This window comes from Psychrobacillus sp. L4, from assembly GCF_042944905.1.
In the GTDB taxonomy this organism is placed as follows: Bacteria; Bacillota; Bacilli; order Bacillales_A; family Planococcaceae; genus Psychrobacillus.
Genome location: NZ_CP168496.1, coordinates 3,289,345 through 3,307,873 on the forward strand (window position 1 = coordinate 3,289,345; position 18,529 = coordinate 3,307,873).

Annotated in this window: 16 protein-coding genes and 1 pseudogene; 10 read left to right on the forward strand and 7 right to left on the reverse strand. The window is 30.3% G+C overall.

Annotated features, from left to right (window positions below; all coding sequences use genetic code 11):
• Positions 1-54: 54 nt before the first annotated feature.
• The 4 genes from ACEPXG_RS15870 to ACEPXG_RS15885 all read right to left on the reverse strand — a co-directional run bounded on the left by ACEPXG_RS15870 (position 55) and on the right by ACEPXG_RS15885 (position 6,236).
• Positions 55-585: a hypothetical protein gene (locus tag ACEPXG_RS15870; protein ID WP_391203638.1), complete on the reverse strand. Its 531-nt coding sequence runs from the start codon at positions 583-585 to the stop codon at positions 55-57.
• A gap of 120 nt (positions 586-705) precedes the next feature.
• Complete coding sequence (locus ACEPXG_RS15875) at positions 706-3,918, reverse strand: amino acid adenylation domain-containing protein (protein WP_391204479.1); 3,213 nt, start codon at positions 3,916-3,918, stop codon at positions 706-708.
• A 160-nt stretch (positions 3,919-4,078) separates the two neighbouring features.
• Entirely contained in the window at positions 4,079-4,789 is a 711-nt protein-coding gene (locus tag ACEPXG_RS15880) for a 4'-phosphopantetheinyl transferase family protein (RefSeq protein ID WP_391204482.1), read from the reverse strand.
• A gap of 274 nt (positions 4,790-5,063) precedes the next feature.
• The gene (locus ACEPXG_RS15885; RefSeq protein WP_391204485.1) at positions 5,064-6,236 is read right to left on the reverse strand and encodes an MDR family MFS transporter; all 1,173 of its coding nucleotides are present in this window, start codon (positions 6,234-6,236) and stop codon (positions 5,064-5,066) included.
• A gap of 501 nt (positions 6,237-6,737) precedes the next feature.
• Between ACEPXG_RS15885 and ACEPXG_RS15890 the strand changes: the two genes are divergently transcribed.
• From ACEPXG_RS15890 to ACEPXG_RS15900, 3 genes and pseudogenes are all read left to right on the forward strand, one after another.
• On the forward strand, positions 6,738-8,030 hold the full coding sequence (locus tag ACEPXG_RS15890) for a tetratricopeptide repeat protein (protein ID WP_391204488.1): 1,293 nt from the start codon (positions 6,738-6,740) through the stop codon (positions 8,028-8,030).
• 1 nt (position 8,031) lies between these two features.
• The gene (locus tag ACEPXG_RS15895; RefSeq protein WP_391204491.1) at positions 8,032-8,175 is read left to right on the forward strand and encodes a hypothetical protein; all 144 of its coding nucleotides are present in this window, start codon (positions 8,032-8,034) and stop codon (positions 8,173-8,175) included.
• 407 nt (positions 8,176-8,582) lie between these two features.
• Positions 8,583-8,859: pseudogene (locus ACEPXG_RS15900) on the forward strand (transposase); the annotation flags it as partial.
• 110 nt (positions 8,860-8,969) lie between these two features.
• Here ACEPXG_RS15900 and ACEPXG_RS15905 read toward each other — a convergent pair.
• A complete protein-coding gene (locus ACEPXG_RS15905) occupies positions 8,970-9,827 on the reverse strand; it encodes an XRE family transcriptional regulator (protein ID WP_391204494.1) in 858 nt (285 codons plus the stop codon).
• 229 nt (positions 9,828-10,056) lie between these two features.
• On the opposite strand from ACEPXG_RS15905, the gene ACEPXG_RS15910 reads away from it, so the two are divergent.
• The 5 genes from ACEPXG_RS15910 (at position 10,057) to ACEPXG_RS15930 (ending at position 14,283) form a co-directional block, all read left to right on the forward strand.
• Complete coding sequence (locus ACEPXG_RS15910) at positions 10,057-10,653, forward strand: peptidoglycan-binding domain-containing protein (RefSeq protein ID WP_391204497.1); 597 nt, start codon at positions 10,057-10,059, stop codon at positions 10,651-10,653.
• 103 nt (positions 10,654-10,756) lie between these two features.
• Positions 10,757-11,416 carry an ABC transporter ATP-binding protein gene (locus ACEPXG_RS15915; protein ID WP_391204500.1) on the forward strand — a complete coding sequence of 220 codons (660 nt, stop codon included), beginning with the start codon at positions 10,757-10,759 and terminating at the stop codon, positions 11,414-11,416.
• Positions 11,417-11,420: 4 nt separating this feature from the next.
• Positions 11,421-12,185, forward strand: coding sequence for a hypothetical protein (locus ACEPXG_RS15920; protein WP_391204503.1), 765 nt, complete (start codon positions 11,421-11,423; stop codon positions 12,183-12,185).
• Positions 12,186-12,216: 31 nt separating this feature from the next.
• The gene (locus ACEPXG_RS15925; RefSeq protein ID WP_391204506.1) at positions 12,217-13,368 is read left to right on the forward strand and encodes a tetratricopeptide repeat protein; all 1,152 of its coding nucleotides are present in this window, start codon (positions 12,217-12,219) and stop codon (positions 13,366-13,368) included.
• Positions 13,369-13,440: 72 nt separating this feature from the next.
• Entirely contained in the window at positions 13,441-14,283 is an 843-nt protein-coding gene (locus tag ACEPXG_RS15930; RefSeq protein ID WP_391204509.1) for a peptidase MA family metallohydrolase, read from the forward strand.
• A gap of 548 nt (positions 14,284-14,831) precedes the next feature.
• Here the strand turns inward: ACEPXG_RS15930 and ACEPXG_RS15935 are convergent.
• Together ACEPXG_RS15935 and ACEPXG_RS15940 are read right to left on the reverse strand one after the other, a co-directional pair.
• Positions 14,832-15,146: a DUF1292 domain-containing protein gene (locus tag ACEPXG_RS15935; RefSeq protein ID WP_391204512.1), complete on the reverse strand. Its 315-nt coding sequence runs from the start codon at positions 15,144-15,146 to the stop codon at positions 14,832-14,834.
• A gap of 27 nt (positions 15,147-15,173) precedes the next feature.
• Positions 15,174-15,545, reverse strand: coding sequence for a winged helix-turn-helix transcriptional regulator (locus ACEPXG_RS15940; protein WP_391204515.1), 372 nt, complete (start codon positions 15,543-15,545; stop codon positions 15,174-15,176).
• A gap of 143 nt (positions 15,546-15,688) precedes the next feature.
• On the opposite strand from ACEPXG_RS15940, the gene ACEPXG_RS15945 reads away from it, so the two are divergent.
• On the forward strand, positions 15,689-16,315 hold the full coding sequence (locus tag ACEPXG_RS15945) for a nitroreductase family protein (RefSeq protein ID WP_391204518.1): 627 nt from the start codon (positions 15,689-15,691) through the stop codon (positions 16,313-16,315).
• Positions 16,316-16,565: 250 nt separating this feature from the next.
• Positions 16,566-18,482, forward strand: coding sequence for an FUSC family protein (locus ACEPXG_RS15950; protein ID WP_391204521.1), 1,917 nt, complete (start codon positions 16,566-16,568; stop codon positions 18,480-18,482).
• The last annotated feature ends 47 nt before the right edge of the window (positions 18,483-18,529 follow it).

Below are 18,529 nucleotides of genomic sequence, written 5' to 3' on the forward strand. Positions count from 1 at the left end.
GAAAAAGGTATGTGGGACGAATAATATTTATTAAACACACTAAATATGCTAGAATTAATTTGCCATAAAGTATTTTGATAAGTGACCCCATGACCTTCGCAAGAAGGGTGATTCGCCAAAATCGAGGATCATTTTCATATATTTTGTGGCTTCTTTTTTTATCTCATTTGACATACCAAAAACAGGACCTTTGTCGACAAAGTAACAATGTATCCAATGAATGTTTTTCAAGTAGCGCTTTAGATGAAATCTTAATAATTGCCTTCCACCGCAGGCTTGCTTTCTTTGAAGCAGCTGATGAACACGCCCTAGTATGGTATGAATCGTATGTTGGAAATAAGGAATCAGAAAGTCTGGAAGAATCGAAACACTCACCTTACAAACCACGCATCTAAAACGACAAATAGGAATCTTGACTGTGACATCCTCCGCAATCCCATACCTCCAATAATAACCATTCCGGTGAAGGTTTCCATGAGCCAAACAGTTACAGTTAGGGCAAGTCTCTAATAATGGAAAAAAATTCGCCGTCCCTCTTGAAGCATACTCGTTCAAATTAACTCCAAAATCGTAAGAAATAATCACAAAAAAACCCTCCCTTAATAATATGAAAAAAATTTACCACATTATCTCAGAAGAGTATAGATGTTAAACTGAAGGAATTTGAAAAAAGTTCATGCTTTTTTGAGGAAATAAAGTGACTGTTTACAGTAATAGTTGATATTTTTCCTCTATCGATAATAGATCTATTTCGGATATTTTTAATTGGGACTTATTAATTATTTCATATAGTATCCTAATAAAATGGTTACCCATCATTTCAATAGTCTCTTTTTTAAATAGGTTTGGACTATATTCTATAAAAAATTTATATATACTATCCTCTTCTAGTACATTTAAAGTCAGATCAAATTTTGAAGTTTTATTTTCAAAATGGAATTCTTTTAATGTCAGATTTTCTAGTTCAATAGTGGACTCTTTATCAATAATATTAAACATTACGTCAAACAAAGGATTTCTATTTGTATCTCTGTCAACATTTAGCTTTTCTACTAATACTTCAAATTGATAACTTTGGTTTTCATATGCTTTTAAAGAGTTTTCTTTAACTTCAAATAAGAAGTCTAAAATCTTCATTTCAGCTTTAGGTTTGTTTCTTAATGCTAATGTATTTACAAACATTCCTAAAATATTATGTAAATCTACATTTATTCTTCCAGCTGTAGGGATTCCAATTATTATATCCTCTTGTCCACTATATTTTGATAGCAATATATTAAAAGCAGACATTAGTACCATATGAATCGTACTTCCTGTTTCTTTTGCAAGTTTCTTTAAAGCTGCTGATATATTCTCATCGATCAAGAAATCCACAATAGCTCCATCTTGAGTATTTAATAAAGGTCTTTCATAATCATACGGTAAATTTAGTACAGGTATCTCATCATTAAATAAATTTAGCCAATATTCTTCTTGGGACCCTACTTCCTTGTTTTTCAATAAATTATTTTGCCACGCAGAAAAGTCCTTATATTGTAATTTTAAAGGTTTTAATGTACCTCCTTCATACAAAGTCTTAAACTCATTCATTAAAATAGTTACTGAAAGACCATCAATTATTATGTGATGCATATCTATTAACAAGTAAAATTTATCTTTGTTTCTTATAAGCTCAACTCTAAATAGCGAGGCTTTATCTAGCTCAAAGGGTCTTATAAAATTATTTATTATATTTTCAATTTCCTTATCACTTATGCTCTCGTTCAATTTAAAATCATAGAATTGATCTATTATTTGTACTATTCGGCCTTCAATGTTAGCGAAATAAGTTCTTAAAATTTCATGACGTGCAACTAGAGCTTTAAAAGTTCGTTCTATTTTTTCTTTATTTACGTCGCCCGTTAACTCAAAAAAAACAGGAATATTATATGCTGTGCTCCCTATAAAATATTGTTGTAGAATAAACATTCTTTTTTGAGCAGATGAAGCTTCGTAAGTCTCTCTTTCACCTACTTTCTCTATATTTGAATACTCGTTTTCTCTTATATTCTCTATAAAATTACTTAGAGACTTTATTGTAGGTAGCTCAAAAAGTTCCTTTATTTGTACTTCTCTTTTTAATTTTTTATGGATATGTGATATTAATGTTAATGCATTTAAGGAATGCCCACCTAAATCAAAGAAGTTATCGTTTATACCTATCTTTTTGACACCTAAAGTTTCACTCCATATCTCTACCAACTTTTCCTCAACTTCATTTCTCGGTGACTCATATTCATCTAAGATCAGGTTCTCTATATTTGGCTCTGGAAGTGCCTTTCTATCTATTTTTCCATTCGGTGTCAATGGCATATTTTCCAGTTGGACGATATATGCTGGTACCATGTAATCTGGTAATCCTTTTTTTATAAAATTCTTTAATTCCAAATTGTTAACTTCGTCCTCACAAACTATATATGCACATAAGTATTTCCCGTTTTCTTTATTGTCTCTGGATACTACAATTGCTTCGCTAACTGCTCTGTGTTGTAGTAATCCATCTTCCACTTCCCCTAATTCAATTCTAAAACCTCTAATTTTAACTTGATTATCGATTCTTCCTAAAAACTCAACATTCCCATCCGGCAGCCATCTTGCCAAGTCTCCTGTTTTATACATCTTTGTTCCTGGTTCGAATGGGTTAGCAACAAATTTCTCTTTTGTTAACTCTGGCCGGTTTAGATACCCTCGAGCAATTCCTTTACCAGCAATATATAGTTCTCCACATACTTCCATCGGCTGCATCTTTTGATTTTTATCTAAAATATAAAATTTAGTATTATCCAAGGGCTTGCCTATTGGAGTATTTGATATATCCGGTATATTCTCATAAGATGATTCATAATAACTTGAATCTATAGTGGCCTCGGTGACCCCATAACTATTTAAAATTCTTATTTGGTTGCCATACTCCTCGACCAAAGTTTTGTAATCACTTATGGAACAGCTATCTGATCCTAAAATTAAAAGTCGAAGATTTTCAAGTTTCAACTTTTTTTGCTTCAAATACCTTGTAAAGGCTAAAATATGATTTGGTGTTGATTCAAAAATGGTGATCTTTTCACTCATTATTATTTCGAACAACTTTTGCATATCTAGCTTAGTTTCATACGAAACAATATGCATAGTTCCTCCACTTAATAAACTTCTAGATAAATCACCTGCGAAAACATCAAACGATACCCCGGCTAATTGCAATAAATTAACATCAAAATCGTTTAATCTATAGTGTCTTCTCCAAAAATATGTAGCATTTACTAGATTATTATTCTGAACCATTACACCTTTAGGGTTTCCTGTTGTTCCTGAAGTATAGATAATATATGCTAGATCCTCTGGATTATAAATTGGGTTTATGTTTTCAGTGCTTTGCTCAAAGTTCTCTGAGCAATACAGGTCAACTAATAAACCATTAAAAGAAAGTTTATCCATGAAATCAGTTTGAGTAATTAAAAAATCACATTGGGAATCACTTAACAAATAGTTAATTCGATCCTCAGGGTAATTAGGATCTATTGGCAAATAAGCTACTCCTGCTTTTAAAATCCCCATTATTCCTACTACCATTTGCAGTGATCTTTCTACCATTATCCCTACAATTGAATTCGCTTTAACACCTTTTGCTATTAAGACTCTTGCCAAAGAATTCGCTCTATCATTTAGCTCTTGATAAGTTAAATGTCTGTCCTCAAACTTGACTGCCATCTTATTAGGTTCTTTTTCTACTTGTTCTTCAAACATTTTCTGAATCGTCATATCTTCTGGATACTTTACATTAGTATTATTAAAATCATAAAGGAGTTGCTCTTTTTCTTTTGCAGATAATAGTTCCATTTTTCTTTCGAACTTATTATTTTCCAATTTGGAAACCTTTTTCATTTCTCTCACTCCTCAGAATAAAATAGGCAATTATATATCTGTATGTAGAATTTCGAATCAAACATTTTCTCAATATAGGAAAATCACAATATTGTTTTATAAGCCTCACCTAATTTTTCGTTATTAGAAAGCTTAATAACCGCATAATTATTCATAATTTTTAGATTATTGTGTTTTTTAAAAATTCCTCAATTAATGTTAATTGATTCAAAGTAATAATATTCTTTGGTGAAAATTCTGAATTTAGAGAACACAAAGCAACCTTATATCCCGGTTCAAAGTTTAACATTTTAAAGCCATTTGACTTTGGCATAGATTCATTTCCAGAGGATATATAAATATTTTTATGATTGTTTATTTCTATTGAAAAAGATTTTAGTGGAATCGCTAAACCTTGTCCACAACACTTTATATAGCTTTCTTTCAAAGTCCATAATTCATAAAATCTTTTTAATTGGTTATCTAGGCCACTTTTAAAAATATAATTATTCTCACTTTTTGAAAAAAAATTCATTGCTATATGTTCGTAATTTATGTTTTTCACTTGTTCAATATCAATTCCAATAGGGTTTTCATCAATTGCACAGACTACAAATTCTCCTGAATGAGAAATATTAAAATGAAATCCAGAAAACCCGGTCAAAAAGGGTTTTCCAAATCGATTTCTCTTAAACAATATTTCATCATTCTTTATGCCTAAATGTTTAATAATTAAAGTTCTTATTAAAATTTCTCCAATTAAGACTCTAATTTTGTCCTTTTTGTTAACAAGTTTCTCAATTCTACTTTTTTTTTCCGACTCGATAAATAAACTGAGTTTATTTGACATCGCATCACTAATTTCAGTAACTTCAACAGAATAAACCTTCATAAAGAACCTCTTTTTTTAAATTAGTATGTATCCTTTTTAAAAAATATATATTTTTTATGTTTCGAGGAGAATCTATTTATGATTCTAGTAACTTATTTAGCGATAAAAAAACTTATAAACAATATTTATTTCTCCAAGATTAGTGGAAGAGAACTTATTTATCACTATTTTTTTGTGACCTTAAACATAAAAGAAATCATAATTTTGTAATATGAATAACCCCTAAAAAAGGTTATCTTTCTAAATTTCAGTAGAATGAATCTATAAATTTTAACTACAGCATTTTTTGTTGTGTCTTCTTAAGTTTAAAGCTAGCTCTAAAAAGAAAAAATGAAACAATTCCGCTTAATGTAATCACAACTGACATTCCATAGCTTCCAATCCAGCTATATAGTGTAATACCTAAAGCACCTATTAATCTTGTAAGGTGATAACTAAAAGAGCTGAATGCACTGTAAGCTGCTCGCGCATTTTCATTCATTAATTCTGCTTTAATGCTTGATAGAACAGGAGTATAGATTATCTCTCCAATAGTATTTACAAAACCAGCAATAATAATAATAACAATTGAATTTGTAAATCCTAAAAAAATGTAACCCAGCGTATAACACAAGATACCAATGTATAACATGGTTTTTGGATCTACCTTTCGAATCCAAGCAACAGCAAACATCGTAAAAGTCACAACTAAAAAAGTATTTTCCATCGAAATAAACCCAACTACCTTAATACCATCTAAATGAAGCGAGGGAAGATTTAAGAAATTAAGATCTATTGGTTTGAATTCCTCCGCAATCCTTACTGCAATATAATTTACCCCATGCTCTTCTAATGACCATAAAAAAACAATTGCAAATGTAAAGATTACGAACGTTTTATCAACAATAACAACTTTATAACTGTTAATAACGTCTCGAATAATATTTACTTTTTTAACAACTTTCTTTGGAATATACTCGTCTGTCATGATAAACAAGACTAGAAATAAAGTTATAATACAAGCAATTTCAAGTCCTATGAGCAGTTCAAATAGGTGCTCTTTGAAAAAAAATCCTCCTAATAATGAGCCAATCATAGCAGAAATATTTAAAGACCAATATGAAAGACTATACATATAAGTCCGATTTTCCCTTGTACTACTATCTATTAACATTGCCTCTGTTGCTGGACCTGATAAACTACTAGAAACACCGTTGATTGTAAACAAAATAAATGTCAGCCATACTGAATCGAACCATGGCGAGTTAGCCAGAGCCATTATTGGATAGGCTAGAACATTAACAAATAGCCCAACTGCCATCACTTTCTTGCGACCAACCTTATCTGCTAAATAACCTCCATAAAAACCTGATATTATCCCTAAAATTACATTTAGAACCAATAGTCCTCCTGTAATAGAAGCTCCAAGTCTATCTGTGAAATATATAGCCATAAATGGAAAAATCATTGATCCAAGCGTCCTCGTAAAAAAAGATGTTACTATTCTAATCTTAATATTTTTGTGAAGTTCAGAAAAATACAAAATATTCCTCCCATCTATTTGCACAAGTAAGAAAATACATAAATATCGTATTTAAGTTACTCGTGACACAAACGTCTCAATTATTATGATATAAATTAATGTTTTTCCTTCTACGTTCGAGTATATTTATCGTTTCAGGTAATAAAGCTATATCTGACTCTAAATAGTATAAAGACAAATGCTTATATTCCTTTTTATTAAGTTCTTTAATTAATACTCTCACTTTTCTTATTTAATTTAGCTGCCGAATTTAAAAAAATAGATAAGACTGTATATTTTCCCGAACTATTTAAGTATAGTTAATATTAATAGATAGATATATATATACATGTTGGGAAATTATCAAACAAAATGATGGTTTTATTTAATAAATGAGTTATAGTTTTTCTTATTTTTAAAGATATTTAGGAAAATTGGGTGGTATTAGTGAGGATTGGTCATTTTATAAAGGAAGAAAGAATTAAACAACAAATGAAACAAATATATTTAGCACAAGACATATGTTCTGCATCATATTTAAGTAAAATTGAAAACAATGAAATCTCGCCTAGTAAAGAAATACTAGATTTATTATTGGAAAAACTTTCAATAACTATTGATTCTTTAAATTTAACTCCCCCCGACATCGAAGATAATAATATAAAATTTGAACTTTTGGAAGTTTACAGAGAAGTGACTATAAATCGAGATATAGAATTTGCAAAAGAAAAAATCAAGTATTATTATGACAATCGATTTTTATTTTTCAATGAAGAGGTTATTCATACATATAATCTAACAATGATTCGTTTAATATTGTCTGATAAGGATAATCTACAACTTTTAGATTTATATTTAAAACCTATTCAAAGTGATTATCATCTTTTAACTTCTAATGAATTATATCTTTTAAGAAAGTTTGAAGGGATTCATTTTTTTCATTTAAATAATTACAAGGAAGCTTTAATTAAATTCGAGGAAGCTTTGAGTATTGGTTATGATAAGCCAGAAATGAGTTGGGAGATGGCGGACTTTTATTATATGTATTCTCTAGCAAATTTAAGCGATAACCAGTACATAAATGCTCTTAAATTTAGCGAGAAGTCTCTTAAATATTTCATAGAGAATTTGCAATTTAGGAGAGCTATTGAATGTTATACGGTGCAAGCAATTTCATATAAGATGAGTAATAAATATGATGAAGCTATAAATATTTATCTAAAATCAATCCTTATAATTGAGAAGATTGATCTAAAAGAATACAAACCTTTAATTTTTCACAATTTAGGCTCGCTTTATTCTTCTTTAGGTGATTTTACCAAAGCAATTGAATACTATTTAAAGAGTTTAGAATTAAAAACTAAAGAACATTTAATAACAATTTTTTCATTAATTCAAGTTTATTCAAAAATAAATAATAAAAAAGAGATAATAAAATGGATTAATCTCGGTTTGGATATGACGGAAAATGATTCATACTCAGTTAAATATAAATATCATTTTTTATTTTATAAAGAAATACACTCGGATGAAAACCAAAAAGAAAATGTTGATTTAATGTCGTCGATAATAAGTTTCTTTGAATTTAAAAATGACTATAGACACGCATATAAGTATTGCATTAAACTGGGAGATGTTCTCATTAATAGAAATATGTACAAAAAAGCTTCTATTTTCTACAAAAAGGCAATAGATTTTAAAAACAAACACCTAAATCATACTTATTGGGAGGATATTTAAAATGAAAAGAAGAATACTATATTTCTGTCTAGTTGTTGGTATTTTTATTTTTCCGACTTGGTTAAATAAATACCATGAACTAAACCACCAAGCTGAAAATCAATTACCAGGAATTACAAACACTAAAAATTTTAATTTAAATTAATAAGCACAGCTCTAGGTCTTAATAATAATTTTGTTATTTTAATTATTTTTCATTGGTAAATAGACTGAAACTTACAACAAAACGATAGTATAAATAGCGTTGAAGTTGCATGTTATTTACATATTGCAATTCCTAATAAATTTATTATAAGGTTTACTATTTTAATAATAAACAGTTCTGTTTCAAATTATTTATTAAAATGATAAATGCTTCAAGGTATTTTAATAATTTATTTAAAAGTGGCTGGGACAAAACCCTCCTTGAAAAATGAAAAGTCCCGGAAATTTTACGAACAGTAAAATTTCCGGGACTTTGTATTTAGAAAAAAGGATTTCTTCTAATAAAATTTAAGTACCACTACAAAAACTTATACAGAAAGAAGTGTCCTAAGGTTTAAAGAATATAACATGAATCAATTAATTTTACCTTTAGATTTAGCAGTTAAACTACAAGAAGTTGATATTGCGTTTTCTATCTACCATTTAGTCGAAAGTATTCCACACGAAGCGTTTAATGTTTCCTTCCGACACGCTGGCTGCCCAGCCTATCATCCACGCATGATGCTTAAAATCATCTTATGTTGTGACACGCAATCCTCATTCTCTGGTCGCAAAATTCAAGACCTTGCAAAAGATAGTATCCGCATGATGTGGCTCGCTCAAGGATACTGAGCCAAGCTACCGTCGTACCATCCTACAAATATTGATATGTCAATGTTTGTAGGCTTTTTTTATCAATTTATTAAATAAATAATCCTCTATTTCTTTGGTTTGTCGGCACAATTTTTTTCTGAATTAAGCGGCTTTGAAACGCTCGATTTCGTCCTCGAGAATATTTAGAATATTAAATTCCTCAATAGCCGTTAATATACTCTTACCTTTTAAAATCCACTCATCTCCATCTGCTGTTAGATGGCTTATACAAATCCCTTTTCGTATGTAACAAATAGCTAATCGCAAATAATCTGAATATTTTTTACAAAGAATAATAGCTTCATCATTTTCAACAAGAGCTTCTTCAAACCTATGTTCTTTCATCAAGAGAAGCATGATATTAATAGAAATATTAATTTTAAGACGCTCTACTTTATCGAATTCTTTATACTTATTAATACTTCTAAAAGCAAATTTTTTAATTTCTAGTGCGGTTTCAAGAGGAAAAAGAAATAATATAGTATTAATAAAATAAAGATCAGATATGTATAATAGATTTCTTTTTGCTAAGCGATTCCAAACTTCTAGAATTGGAACACGTGCATCTTCAATATTATTGGTTTCTCTTAATAAAATAAGTGATTTACATAATCTGGTCAAATCTTCTATGAGAATATCTTCTTTATGATTCAAGTAAATGGTAGCTTCCTCTAATAAATTTTGCAATACCTCTTTGTCATTATAAGTTAATCCGAAAAATCTATTTATCATTTGTTCGCGATAGCTATATTCATAGCCATTTTGAATATATTTGAATTCATCATAAGATAATTCTAATTTCATTAAAATTTTTTCGAATGCTGCTAGTCCTATATCTGAATTTAATTTTTCAAACTTTGAAAAAGCCCCTTGAGTAATTACCTCACTTGAAACGTATTTTTGTGAATAACCCTTGTTCCGACGGATAATGCCCAATGTTTCACCTGTTTGCTTAAACAAAATACATTCACCTCTATAAAAATATTCATTTAAGAATATTTTGAAATATGTAGTTAATTATACACTAAAATTACTAATAAGGGAGGTGTATATAGTGAGTGATGTTATAATTTCTATCTTAGAGTTATGGTTAATAGGAGTTGGTGGTTAACCAGTAATTAACTGAATTTTTAAAAATACGATTTTACTTTTTTTCAAAACAAGATTGATAAATTGGAGGAATTAGCTTATGAAGAAAATTATTAGTTTATTATTGGTAATGAGTTTAACTTTTAGTAGTACTAGTGTACCTTTTTTACAACCAAGTTTAGCAAGTGCTGAAGAAACTACTATAAATACAGAAGACAATAATATTAATCAACCATCGACGCCACTAGAGAAAGAAATAACAACTACAGAAGAGAATGAAATTCAACCGATGATTCTACCAGTTTGGGCTGCTTGGACTCTAGCAGCTATCGCAGGAGCTGTTATCAGTGAAATAGTTTCCGATATATACTCAGAGGTTAAAGATTATGTTTATAATTCAAAAAGCCAACAAGCTGCAAATACAAACCTTACAGGTAGTATTTATGATATAAATATGTATCAAGATAAATTTAACGCTACTCTAACTGCAAACCATGTTGGCGACGGAAAAACAAATAATTCAGTAAGAGTAATTACCTTACAAAAAGGTCTAAATGCAAGAGGATATAATACTACAGTTGATGGTATATGGGGACCAAATACAAAGTCATCCGTAAAAAATTTCCAAGCTTCAAAAGGTCTAACTTCTGATGGTATTGTTGGCAAAGATACATGGTATTATTTACAAAATAAATAATATATAAAAACACAAAACTTCTATAATTTTATAGTATATTCTCAATAGAAGTTTTGTGTTATTTTAAAAATAAAATCATACCCCATAGAAAGGAGACGCAATAATGACAGTTTTATCAGCAAATAATGTATCCTATTCTGTAAAAAAAAATAAAATACTTGATTCTATTAGTTTAACAGTAAATGAGGGAGAAATTTTAGGAATAGTTGGTGAAAACGGAGCTGGTAAAAGCACACTTCTTAAGATTCTTGCAGGTATAATTAAACCCCAGAGTGGTGATATAAAATACTATGATAAAAATTTGGGTTTTTTAATAGAAGATCCAAGTTTGTACCCATATAAAACAGGAAAAAACCACTTAGAATATATAATGAAAATAAATAAGTGGACTGATTATGAAGAATATAATGAAATTACAACTTTACTAGAAACTACAGAAATATTAAATAAAAAAATCAAAAAGTATTCATTAGGTATGAAGCAAAAAGTAGGTATATTAACAGCTGTTATTGGAAACAAATCTCTTATAATTTTAGATGAACCAACAAATTCATTAGATTATAACAGTATCCCGCAATTGAGAGAACTATTATATTATTTGAAGCGAAAAGGAAAAGCTATTATTATTACTAGCCATATATTAACTGAAATAGAGAGAATATGTGATCGAGTAATAATTTTAACTAACGGGGCAATTAGCGATGATATTAGAATCAAAGACAGCAATCAAGATTTAGAAAAATTTGTAGTTAAGAAAGGTTAAATCTATGTCTAATTTATATATTAGAGAAGAATCTAAGAAAATACTAGAATCAAAAAACTTTTTAATTGTTTTCATACTTTATTTTGCAACTTTTCTATTACCAGCTTTATTTCTTTATTTGGAAGATATAGGAGAGCCCATTATATTTTATAGTTATAATATATATGCTTCCAACCTTAAATTAATTTATCCTTTAATATCTATTTATTTATATTCTTGGATTATTGGACACGAATATAATTATAAAACAATTCATGTATTAAAAAATTCAACGTCAAATTTTAATTATGTTATATTAAGTAAATTTCTTGCAACTACCATTATTATAAGTTCAATTTATTTAGTGCTGAATCTTATTTATCTTTTTATCCTTTTATTTACTACGGATATAGATAATATATACGTTAATGGTTTAAACATCGAATTCAATGAGTTTATAATAAATTGGTTTATAGTTTTATTTCTCTCTCTGTTATTTATTGTTGGCATTGGAAGTATTGCTATGTTCTTAACATTTATCACAAAAAAATGGTTCTTTACCACTATTCTTATGATTGTTACAATTATTCTCTTACCTAACATCCCATTACCCAATGTAATAAGGGAATACACTCCTTTAAAAGGCTTTTACATAGCTCAACTTTTTTATACGGTTGATTTAGATATTAAATATATAATTAAAACCAGTGTAATCAATTTTATATTTATTATTTTATTTTTATTATTTAGTTTCTCTAAAGAAAATAAAGTAAAGGAAAAATTTAGTTGAGTTTAAATTAAATTTTTATAAGGGTATAACAATGAAAAAAAATGCAAATTTAAGAAGGAATTGTTTAATTATATTAGTATTACTATCTTTTATATATATATTAAACGAGAACAATGTATTCGCGACTGAAAAAGAAAAAACTTTCTTTGCAGAACAAGCAGATACTATTAACAGAATGAAAGAATATATGAATAAAAATAATTATGATGTTAATCATCTTTTATCTCTAGCAAATTTATATGAAAATTTGTTTTTGTACGAAGATGCAGAAGAAGTATACAATATGGCACTCAGTAAAAATCCTACTAACACAGAAGCTAATTTCAGATTACTAAATATATATATTCTCCAGGGAAACCTACATGAAGCTGAAATTAAGGGAAATAGTATGATTAAAAAAAATATGGAATCTGCTGGCTTATATGAAAGTATGGCATTAATTTACCTTATTAAAAAAGAGTTTCACTTAGCATTAAATTACGCAAACTTAGCTCTAAATATAAATGAAAATGAAGACAATATAAGCTATTTAAACGAATTAATAGAATTGATTCAACGAAATACTGAGATTGAAAATAAAGTAACAGCAGAAACAGAGTTAATTGACTTTATAAGTTATGATACGTTTAAATCAGAATTAATTAAAAATATGATCTTAAATAGTGAGAATACAAGTGATATTGATTTTAATATATACTATGAATTTTTAGCTCAAAGTGAATTAAAAAGAAATGACTTAAACGAAAGTATTAAGTATTTCGAAAAAATAATTGATAATAAGGACTCGTTACCTCAATCTTTAGATGCATTGATAATATCCTATACATTAAATAATGATAAAAAGCAGTTAGAAAATCTATTAACAAAATATCAAAGTAAGCTTTCTAAACAACAAAATAGTATAATTAATATACTGGGATCATATTTAGAAAGTAATGACACCTCAAAATTAGTTGCTCTTAGTAGCATTATTGAAAATAATAATTACCAACAGGCTTATTTCTATTCTTACCTCACTGGCCAACTTTATGAAAAAAATAATGATTTAGAGAACTCTAAAGAAATGTATTACAGATTTTTAAATAACACTAATATCAAAGAAATTGAGGATCAAAATTATTGGTATGTTTTACAACCAAATGTAATAAAATCACTTGGGAAAATAGAATTGAAAATGAACTAGTACAATCGTTTTATAAAAAAAAGAAATTACATTACTGAACAAATAATAGTAATTGGAAAGAGTGGATAAACCTTGTCAAAAAAAACATTCTACATATTAGTATTCCTAATTGTCTTTCTATTACTTATTAAAATAGCGGTAAGCAAGTATAAAGAAAACATACCTCAGCTGATGTCTGCCTTAACGTCTTTAGAAAGGGTAGAAAAAGATAAAAAAGAAGAATTATTAAAAGAATATAATAAAATGGAGTATAAGCATTTAACTATATATTATTTAGAATCAGATAAAGAGTTATTACCAGCAACCAAAACTGCACTCGAACGAGGTATTATATTAAATGAAAAATTAATTGGTTCTTATAATAAACCCTACGACGTAGTTCTATTTAAAAACAATGATCAAATAGAGAGTTTTTCTAATTTAGAATATGCTATAGGATTTAATTCTATTAGTATGAACATGCTGGGAATATTACCTGAAAATCGAGAAGGTATCCTTAATAATATAGGCCCAACTGTTTGGTTATATAATAAAAATGTTATACACGAATATACTCATTATGTATTAACACAGAAATTAACTGAATTGGAACTCACTGATGGAGATATTCCACTATGGTTTTCCGAAGGTATTGCGGAGTATATTGGTAGTGACGGTATAGATTACTCAAATATAGATACTAAAATTGTACCTATAAAACAACTATCGACATATGCACAATGGAATAGCTATCGAATCAATCCGGAGTACGATATATATCTACAATCGTATTTAACCGTTAGATACCTAATTAATAATTTTGGTAATGCTATTATTAATGAAATAATCATTCAAACACAAATTAAAGGTAACTTTGATGAGGGGTTTCAAAGTGCAACAGGATTGGTTATTGATAATTTATCAAGTATTTATTAAATGAAGGAAATCCACTGAAGCTCAGGGAACGATTCTTAAAAGAGACTCTGTTCCCTTTTTCATTCTCGTATCGTAAACTCTCAGAGTAATTCTTGTTAGGTAAATTTCTGTCACAATAATAAAATTGAAAATTACCTCGTTATAAAGAAGGCTTTGAACTTTACATATCTGTTGCATACTGTTTTCAACAAAAAGGTAATACAGACCACCTGTTTACTCTTTTGTCCGCAATTTGTCCGCATAATTAATTTTTTGTACAGATATTATTTTACTGAAATGATTTTCACTGTCTCGTAAACCTCATTAAACCAGACTTATTTAATTTAATCGAATTCAATTTAACTAGGTTATTCAAGGGTTACAAATTCGACAAGGTGGAGGTCGCTGGTTCGAGACCAGTCGGGACCATTGGGTGCCAAACCCACGAGAACCCTTAAGGAACGAAGGGTTCTTCCAAAAAAGCATCATCTCTTATGAGGTGGTGCTTTTTCTTTTGAACGAAAAGAGCATTAAACCTTTTACTCGAGGTCTAATGCTCTTTTAATGCGTTATTTTTTATTTCGGTTCTTGCCTCTTTTTTTTGTAGGTTTCTTATCATCAAGCTTGTTATAAGCTGCGGATACCTTTTCGAATTCCTCTTCACTCTCAATCATGGATAATGCGTTGCCGTCCTCCACTCGTAAAAAGAAAATACTTATATCTTCCATTGTTTCTTCTTGAGTATCCTCAACAAATATGACTGCTGCATAGTCCATTTCTTCCACCTTCAAAAAGCCTACTACTTTCATCTCTTGCTCTTGATCGTTTTCACCTAGTACCGTAAAGATGTTACCAACTTCTAATCTTTCTTTATTTTCTTCCATGTATATCTCCTCCAAGTAATTCTTTTTCTATTTTTTGCCGTCGTATGCATTGCAGCCATTATCCTTTACCCATTTAAAAATGGCGCTAATGACTTCCTCTAAATCGTTACCTATCTTTGTTAATTCGTATTCCACTTTTCTAGAAGTAGGCTCAGAAACTTTCTTTACAACTAGACCGTGAGCTTCCAATTCACGAAGTCGCTCCGTTAATAATCGATCTGAAATACCTTGAATTTCCGCTAGTAACTCATGATACCTTTTTGGTCCATCTAATAAATGATAGATGATGATTCCCATCCATCTCTTCCCAATAAATTCAATCGTTCCATGAAAACTATCACAACGGCTAAGCCCTTTTTGTTGAATAGTTGACTGAATTAACTCTTCCTTATGTTTCATTTTCACAACCCCATTTGATTGATATCTCAACATTAACACATTCTTTATTGACAAACAAACTTACTAATAGTAATCTTAAATTCTGACTTACTATTAGTAAGTTCAAATACAAACCAACTTATTTTCAATGGGAGAGTGTCAACATGTCCGAAAAATATACAAGTCTATCTGAAATAATTCACGAACGTAAATCTGTAAGAAAGTTCGATCCGTCGTTTGAAATTTCTAGAGAAGAAATCACTGCTATGCTGAGTGAAGCGACACTGGCTCCATCTTCAAGTAACTTACAACCTTGGAGATTCATGATTATCCAAGATCAAGATACAAAGAAAAAAGTTAGAGAATATTCCTTTAACCAAGCACAACTAGAAACTGCTTCAGCAATCATAGCTGTCATCGGCGATACAGAAATGTATCATAATATAGACGAAATTTACAATGCAAATCTTGAAGCTGGCTATATTGATAAAGTCAATGTGGAGCTTCAAATTCAAAATGCCAAATCCTCTTATCCAAACGCTCCCGTCGAAGCTCGATTGAATATCGCCGCGTTTGACGCCGGTTTAGTATCCATGCAACTAATGTTAATCGCAAAAGCAAAAGGCTATGATACGGTTCCAATGGGTGGTTTTGATAAAAAACAATTTGCAGAGGCATTCGAATTGGAGAGTCGTTACGTACCACTTGTTCTAATCGCTTTAGGTAAAGCTGCAGCTCCTGCTTACGGATCTACCCGATTGCCTATAGAGAAGATAGCGACTTTTGTTTAATAAAATTATTATCTTGTTGGTCAATTTATTGATTAACAAGATTTTTTTATTTTTATTTTTCATACCCTTTTCTCCGTGAATGTGCTTATCCTTAATTATTCTTCTTACTCCCTATCCCTATCAATTTTCTATAGTTTGTTCTTTTTTAGTTATTAGACGATGTTCGGTTAAAGGTGGTTACATATAGTTATACTTATAACGACTAGGCTTACTAAATTAAAATACGGAATATTAATAGGAGAAGTGAAGTATGCAACTAAATAAGAAAACGATTATCTCAAACACAATTTTGTTTGTTGGGATTATTGGTTTTATCATGGCATTTGGCGGCGTGTTTGGCGACGAAAATATATTGATCGGCGTTTCAACAATCACAGCTATGTTGATGTTGCTAGAAAGGGATTTAACAAGCCATCCTGTCGGAAACACGATTACATTTGTATTGTTGAATCTTTTCATTGGAGTTGCCGCTTTTCTTTCCGGCTTCAATACATTTCTCGCTGTCCCGATCAATTTCATAGCAATGTTTGTGATCAGTTACTCTCTTTTGTTCAACTTGAAAAATCCTCTCTACTTGCCGTTCTCACTCCAGTATCTTTTCATCCTAGCGAATCCTGTAGCAATCGATCAAATGCCGTTGCGACTAGCTTCCCTTGTATTCGGAGCACTTGCCATCATGGGGATACAAATGCTTGCGAACAAAAATAAGATTACGAAAAGCGGTGAAAAAAAGATTCAAGCAATCTGCGCTGCATTAGTTGAAAAGACGAAACTGATACAAAAAGGAGAAACTCTTGAAACAATCAATCAACAAATCACGACCGACATTAGTGGATTACGAAACATCATTTATGATAAACGAGAAGAAAACTACTATTTAACAGAAGAAGGTCGACTAAGATTAAATGTATCCGCCTCTCTCGAAAAAATAAATATCCTCTTGGATACTGTAGAAAATGAAGGGGTTCAGCTGGAGATCCTTAATAATGTCTCCCATTGCTTGCAATTAGCTACTGACAGTTTGACTAATAACGAAACAATGGAGAAATTGGAAGAATCGTTCAATCAAATGCTCGGAAAATACAAAGACGAGCATAACCATTCTTCACTTGTGTTACGAATGCTGAATAACATCGACTTCCTAAAGGAAAGCTTAATGGAATTGAGAGCGTTGGGCAAAGAACAATATAACATTGTCAAAAATCTAGAACGCATACCGAAAAAGTTCCAAAAGTTAAGAATCAGTGAAACAAAGAGCCATACAAACTCTATTAAGATGTCATATGCTGTAAGGATGGCTGTAGCGGTCAGTCTCAGTGGCTTCATTGTCGATTTCTTTGATATTACGGAAGGTCGATGGATGATGTTCACTGTGTTATCCGTCATTATCCCGATTTATGAACAGTCGACGAAAAAAATGCGTGACCGTATTTTCGCGACCTTTGCTGGCTCCATACTAGTGATCGGATTGTTCACGATTTTCCAAGGGAACATTGCGAGATCTATCTTACTGATGACAGCAGGATACTTAATGAGTTATATAAAAGTGTACCGATATAGCACGATACTTGTGACATTCTCTTCGATAGGCGCAGTTGCCCTCATTACAGGAACAACCGAAATCTTAACATTGAATCGAATTGGACTTGTGGTGGCAGGAGTCATTCTTGCACTACTTATCAATAAGTTTATCCTACCTTACAAGCTAGATGACGCCAACAAAGACTTGAAAGAAATGTATAATGATACAATTCACGAAATGTTGATAGAAGTATCAGATCAAGTCAAAGGTAATGGCCACAACCATGCAATGAAAAACCTATTACTCATCACAAACATGATTGAGGACAGGCTGAAACTGAACAATCAGGACAACTTAAGCGAAAAAGGAATTACATGGTTGCAACACCAACGACACACAGCTTCCACTATTTACGAATTATATTGGTGGATTCACAAACATGGCATCCAGGAATCAAATGTCCCAGCCCTTTCCTCCCGATTGGTACTCTTACGGAATCGATCTATCCCAGTGGAAACTTTACGGGAGTCCGTGACGAAGATGAAACAACAAATCCGAACAATGGCAAGGCTTGAAGATCGAATGGTGCTGAGTATGATTTTGGAGATCACGGAAGAAGTAACTTCATCAAAAATGAATATTTAACCAAACGCAATTGATTGGTAGCACACAAATGAAAGACATGCCCCCCT

Coding starts and splice junctions, on each gene's coding strand:
- ACEPXG_RS15875 (WP_391204479.1), bottom strand. CDS start 3,918: ATGAAAAAGGTTTCCAAATTGGAAAATAATAAGTTCGAAAGAAAAATG.
- ACEPXG_RS15880 (WP_391204482.1), bottom strand. CDS start 4,789: ATGAAGGTTTATTCTGTTGAAGTTACTGAAATTAGTGATGCGATGTCA.
- ACEPXG_RS15885 (WP_391204485.1), bottom strand. CDS start 6,236: ATGATTTTTCCATTTATGGCTATATATTTCACAGATAGACTTGGAGCT.
- ACEPXG_RS15895 (WP_391204491.1), top strand. CDS start 8,032: ATGAAAAGAAGAATACTATATTTCTGTCTAGTTGTTGGTATTTTTATT.
- ACEPXG_RS15910 (WP_391204497.1), top strand. CDS start 10,057: ATGAAGAAAATTATTAGTTTATTATTGGTAATGAGTTTAACTTTTAGT.
- ACEPXG_RS15915 (WP_391204500.1), top strand. CDS start 10,757: ATGACAGTTTTATCAGCAAATAATGTATCCTATTCTGTAAAAAAAAAT.
- ACEPXG_RS15920 (WP_391204503.1), top strand. CDS start 11,421: ATGTCTAATTTATATATTAGAGAAGAATCTAAGAAAATACTAGAATCA.
- ACEPXG_RS15925 (WP_391204506.1), top strand. CDS start 12,217: ATGAAAAAAAATGCAAATTTAAGAAGGAATTGTTTAATTATATTAGTA.
- ACEPXG_RS15935 (WP_391204512.1), bottom strand. CDS start 15,146: ATGGAAGAAAATAAAGAAAGATTAGAAGTTGGTAACATCTTTACGGTA.
- ACEPXG_RS15940 (WP_391204515.1), bottom strand. CDS start 15,545: ATGAAACATAAGGAAGAGTTAATTCAGTCAACTATTCAACAAAAAGGG.
- ACEPXG_RS15945 (WP_391204518.1), top strand. CDS start 15,689: ATGTCCGAAAAATATACAAGTCTATCTGAAATAATTCACGAACGTAAA.
- ACEPXG_RS15950 (WP_391204521.1), top strand. CDS start 16,566: ATGCAACTAAATAAGAAAACGATTATCTCAAACACAATTTTGTTTGTT.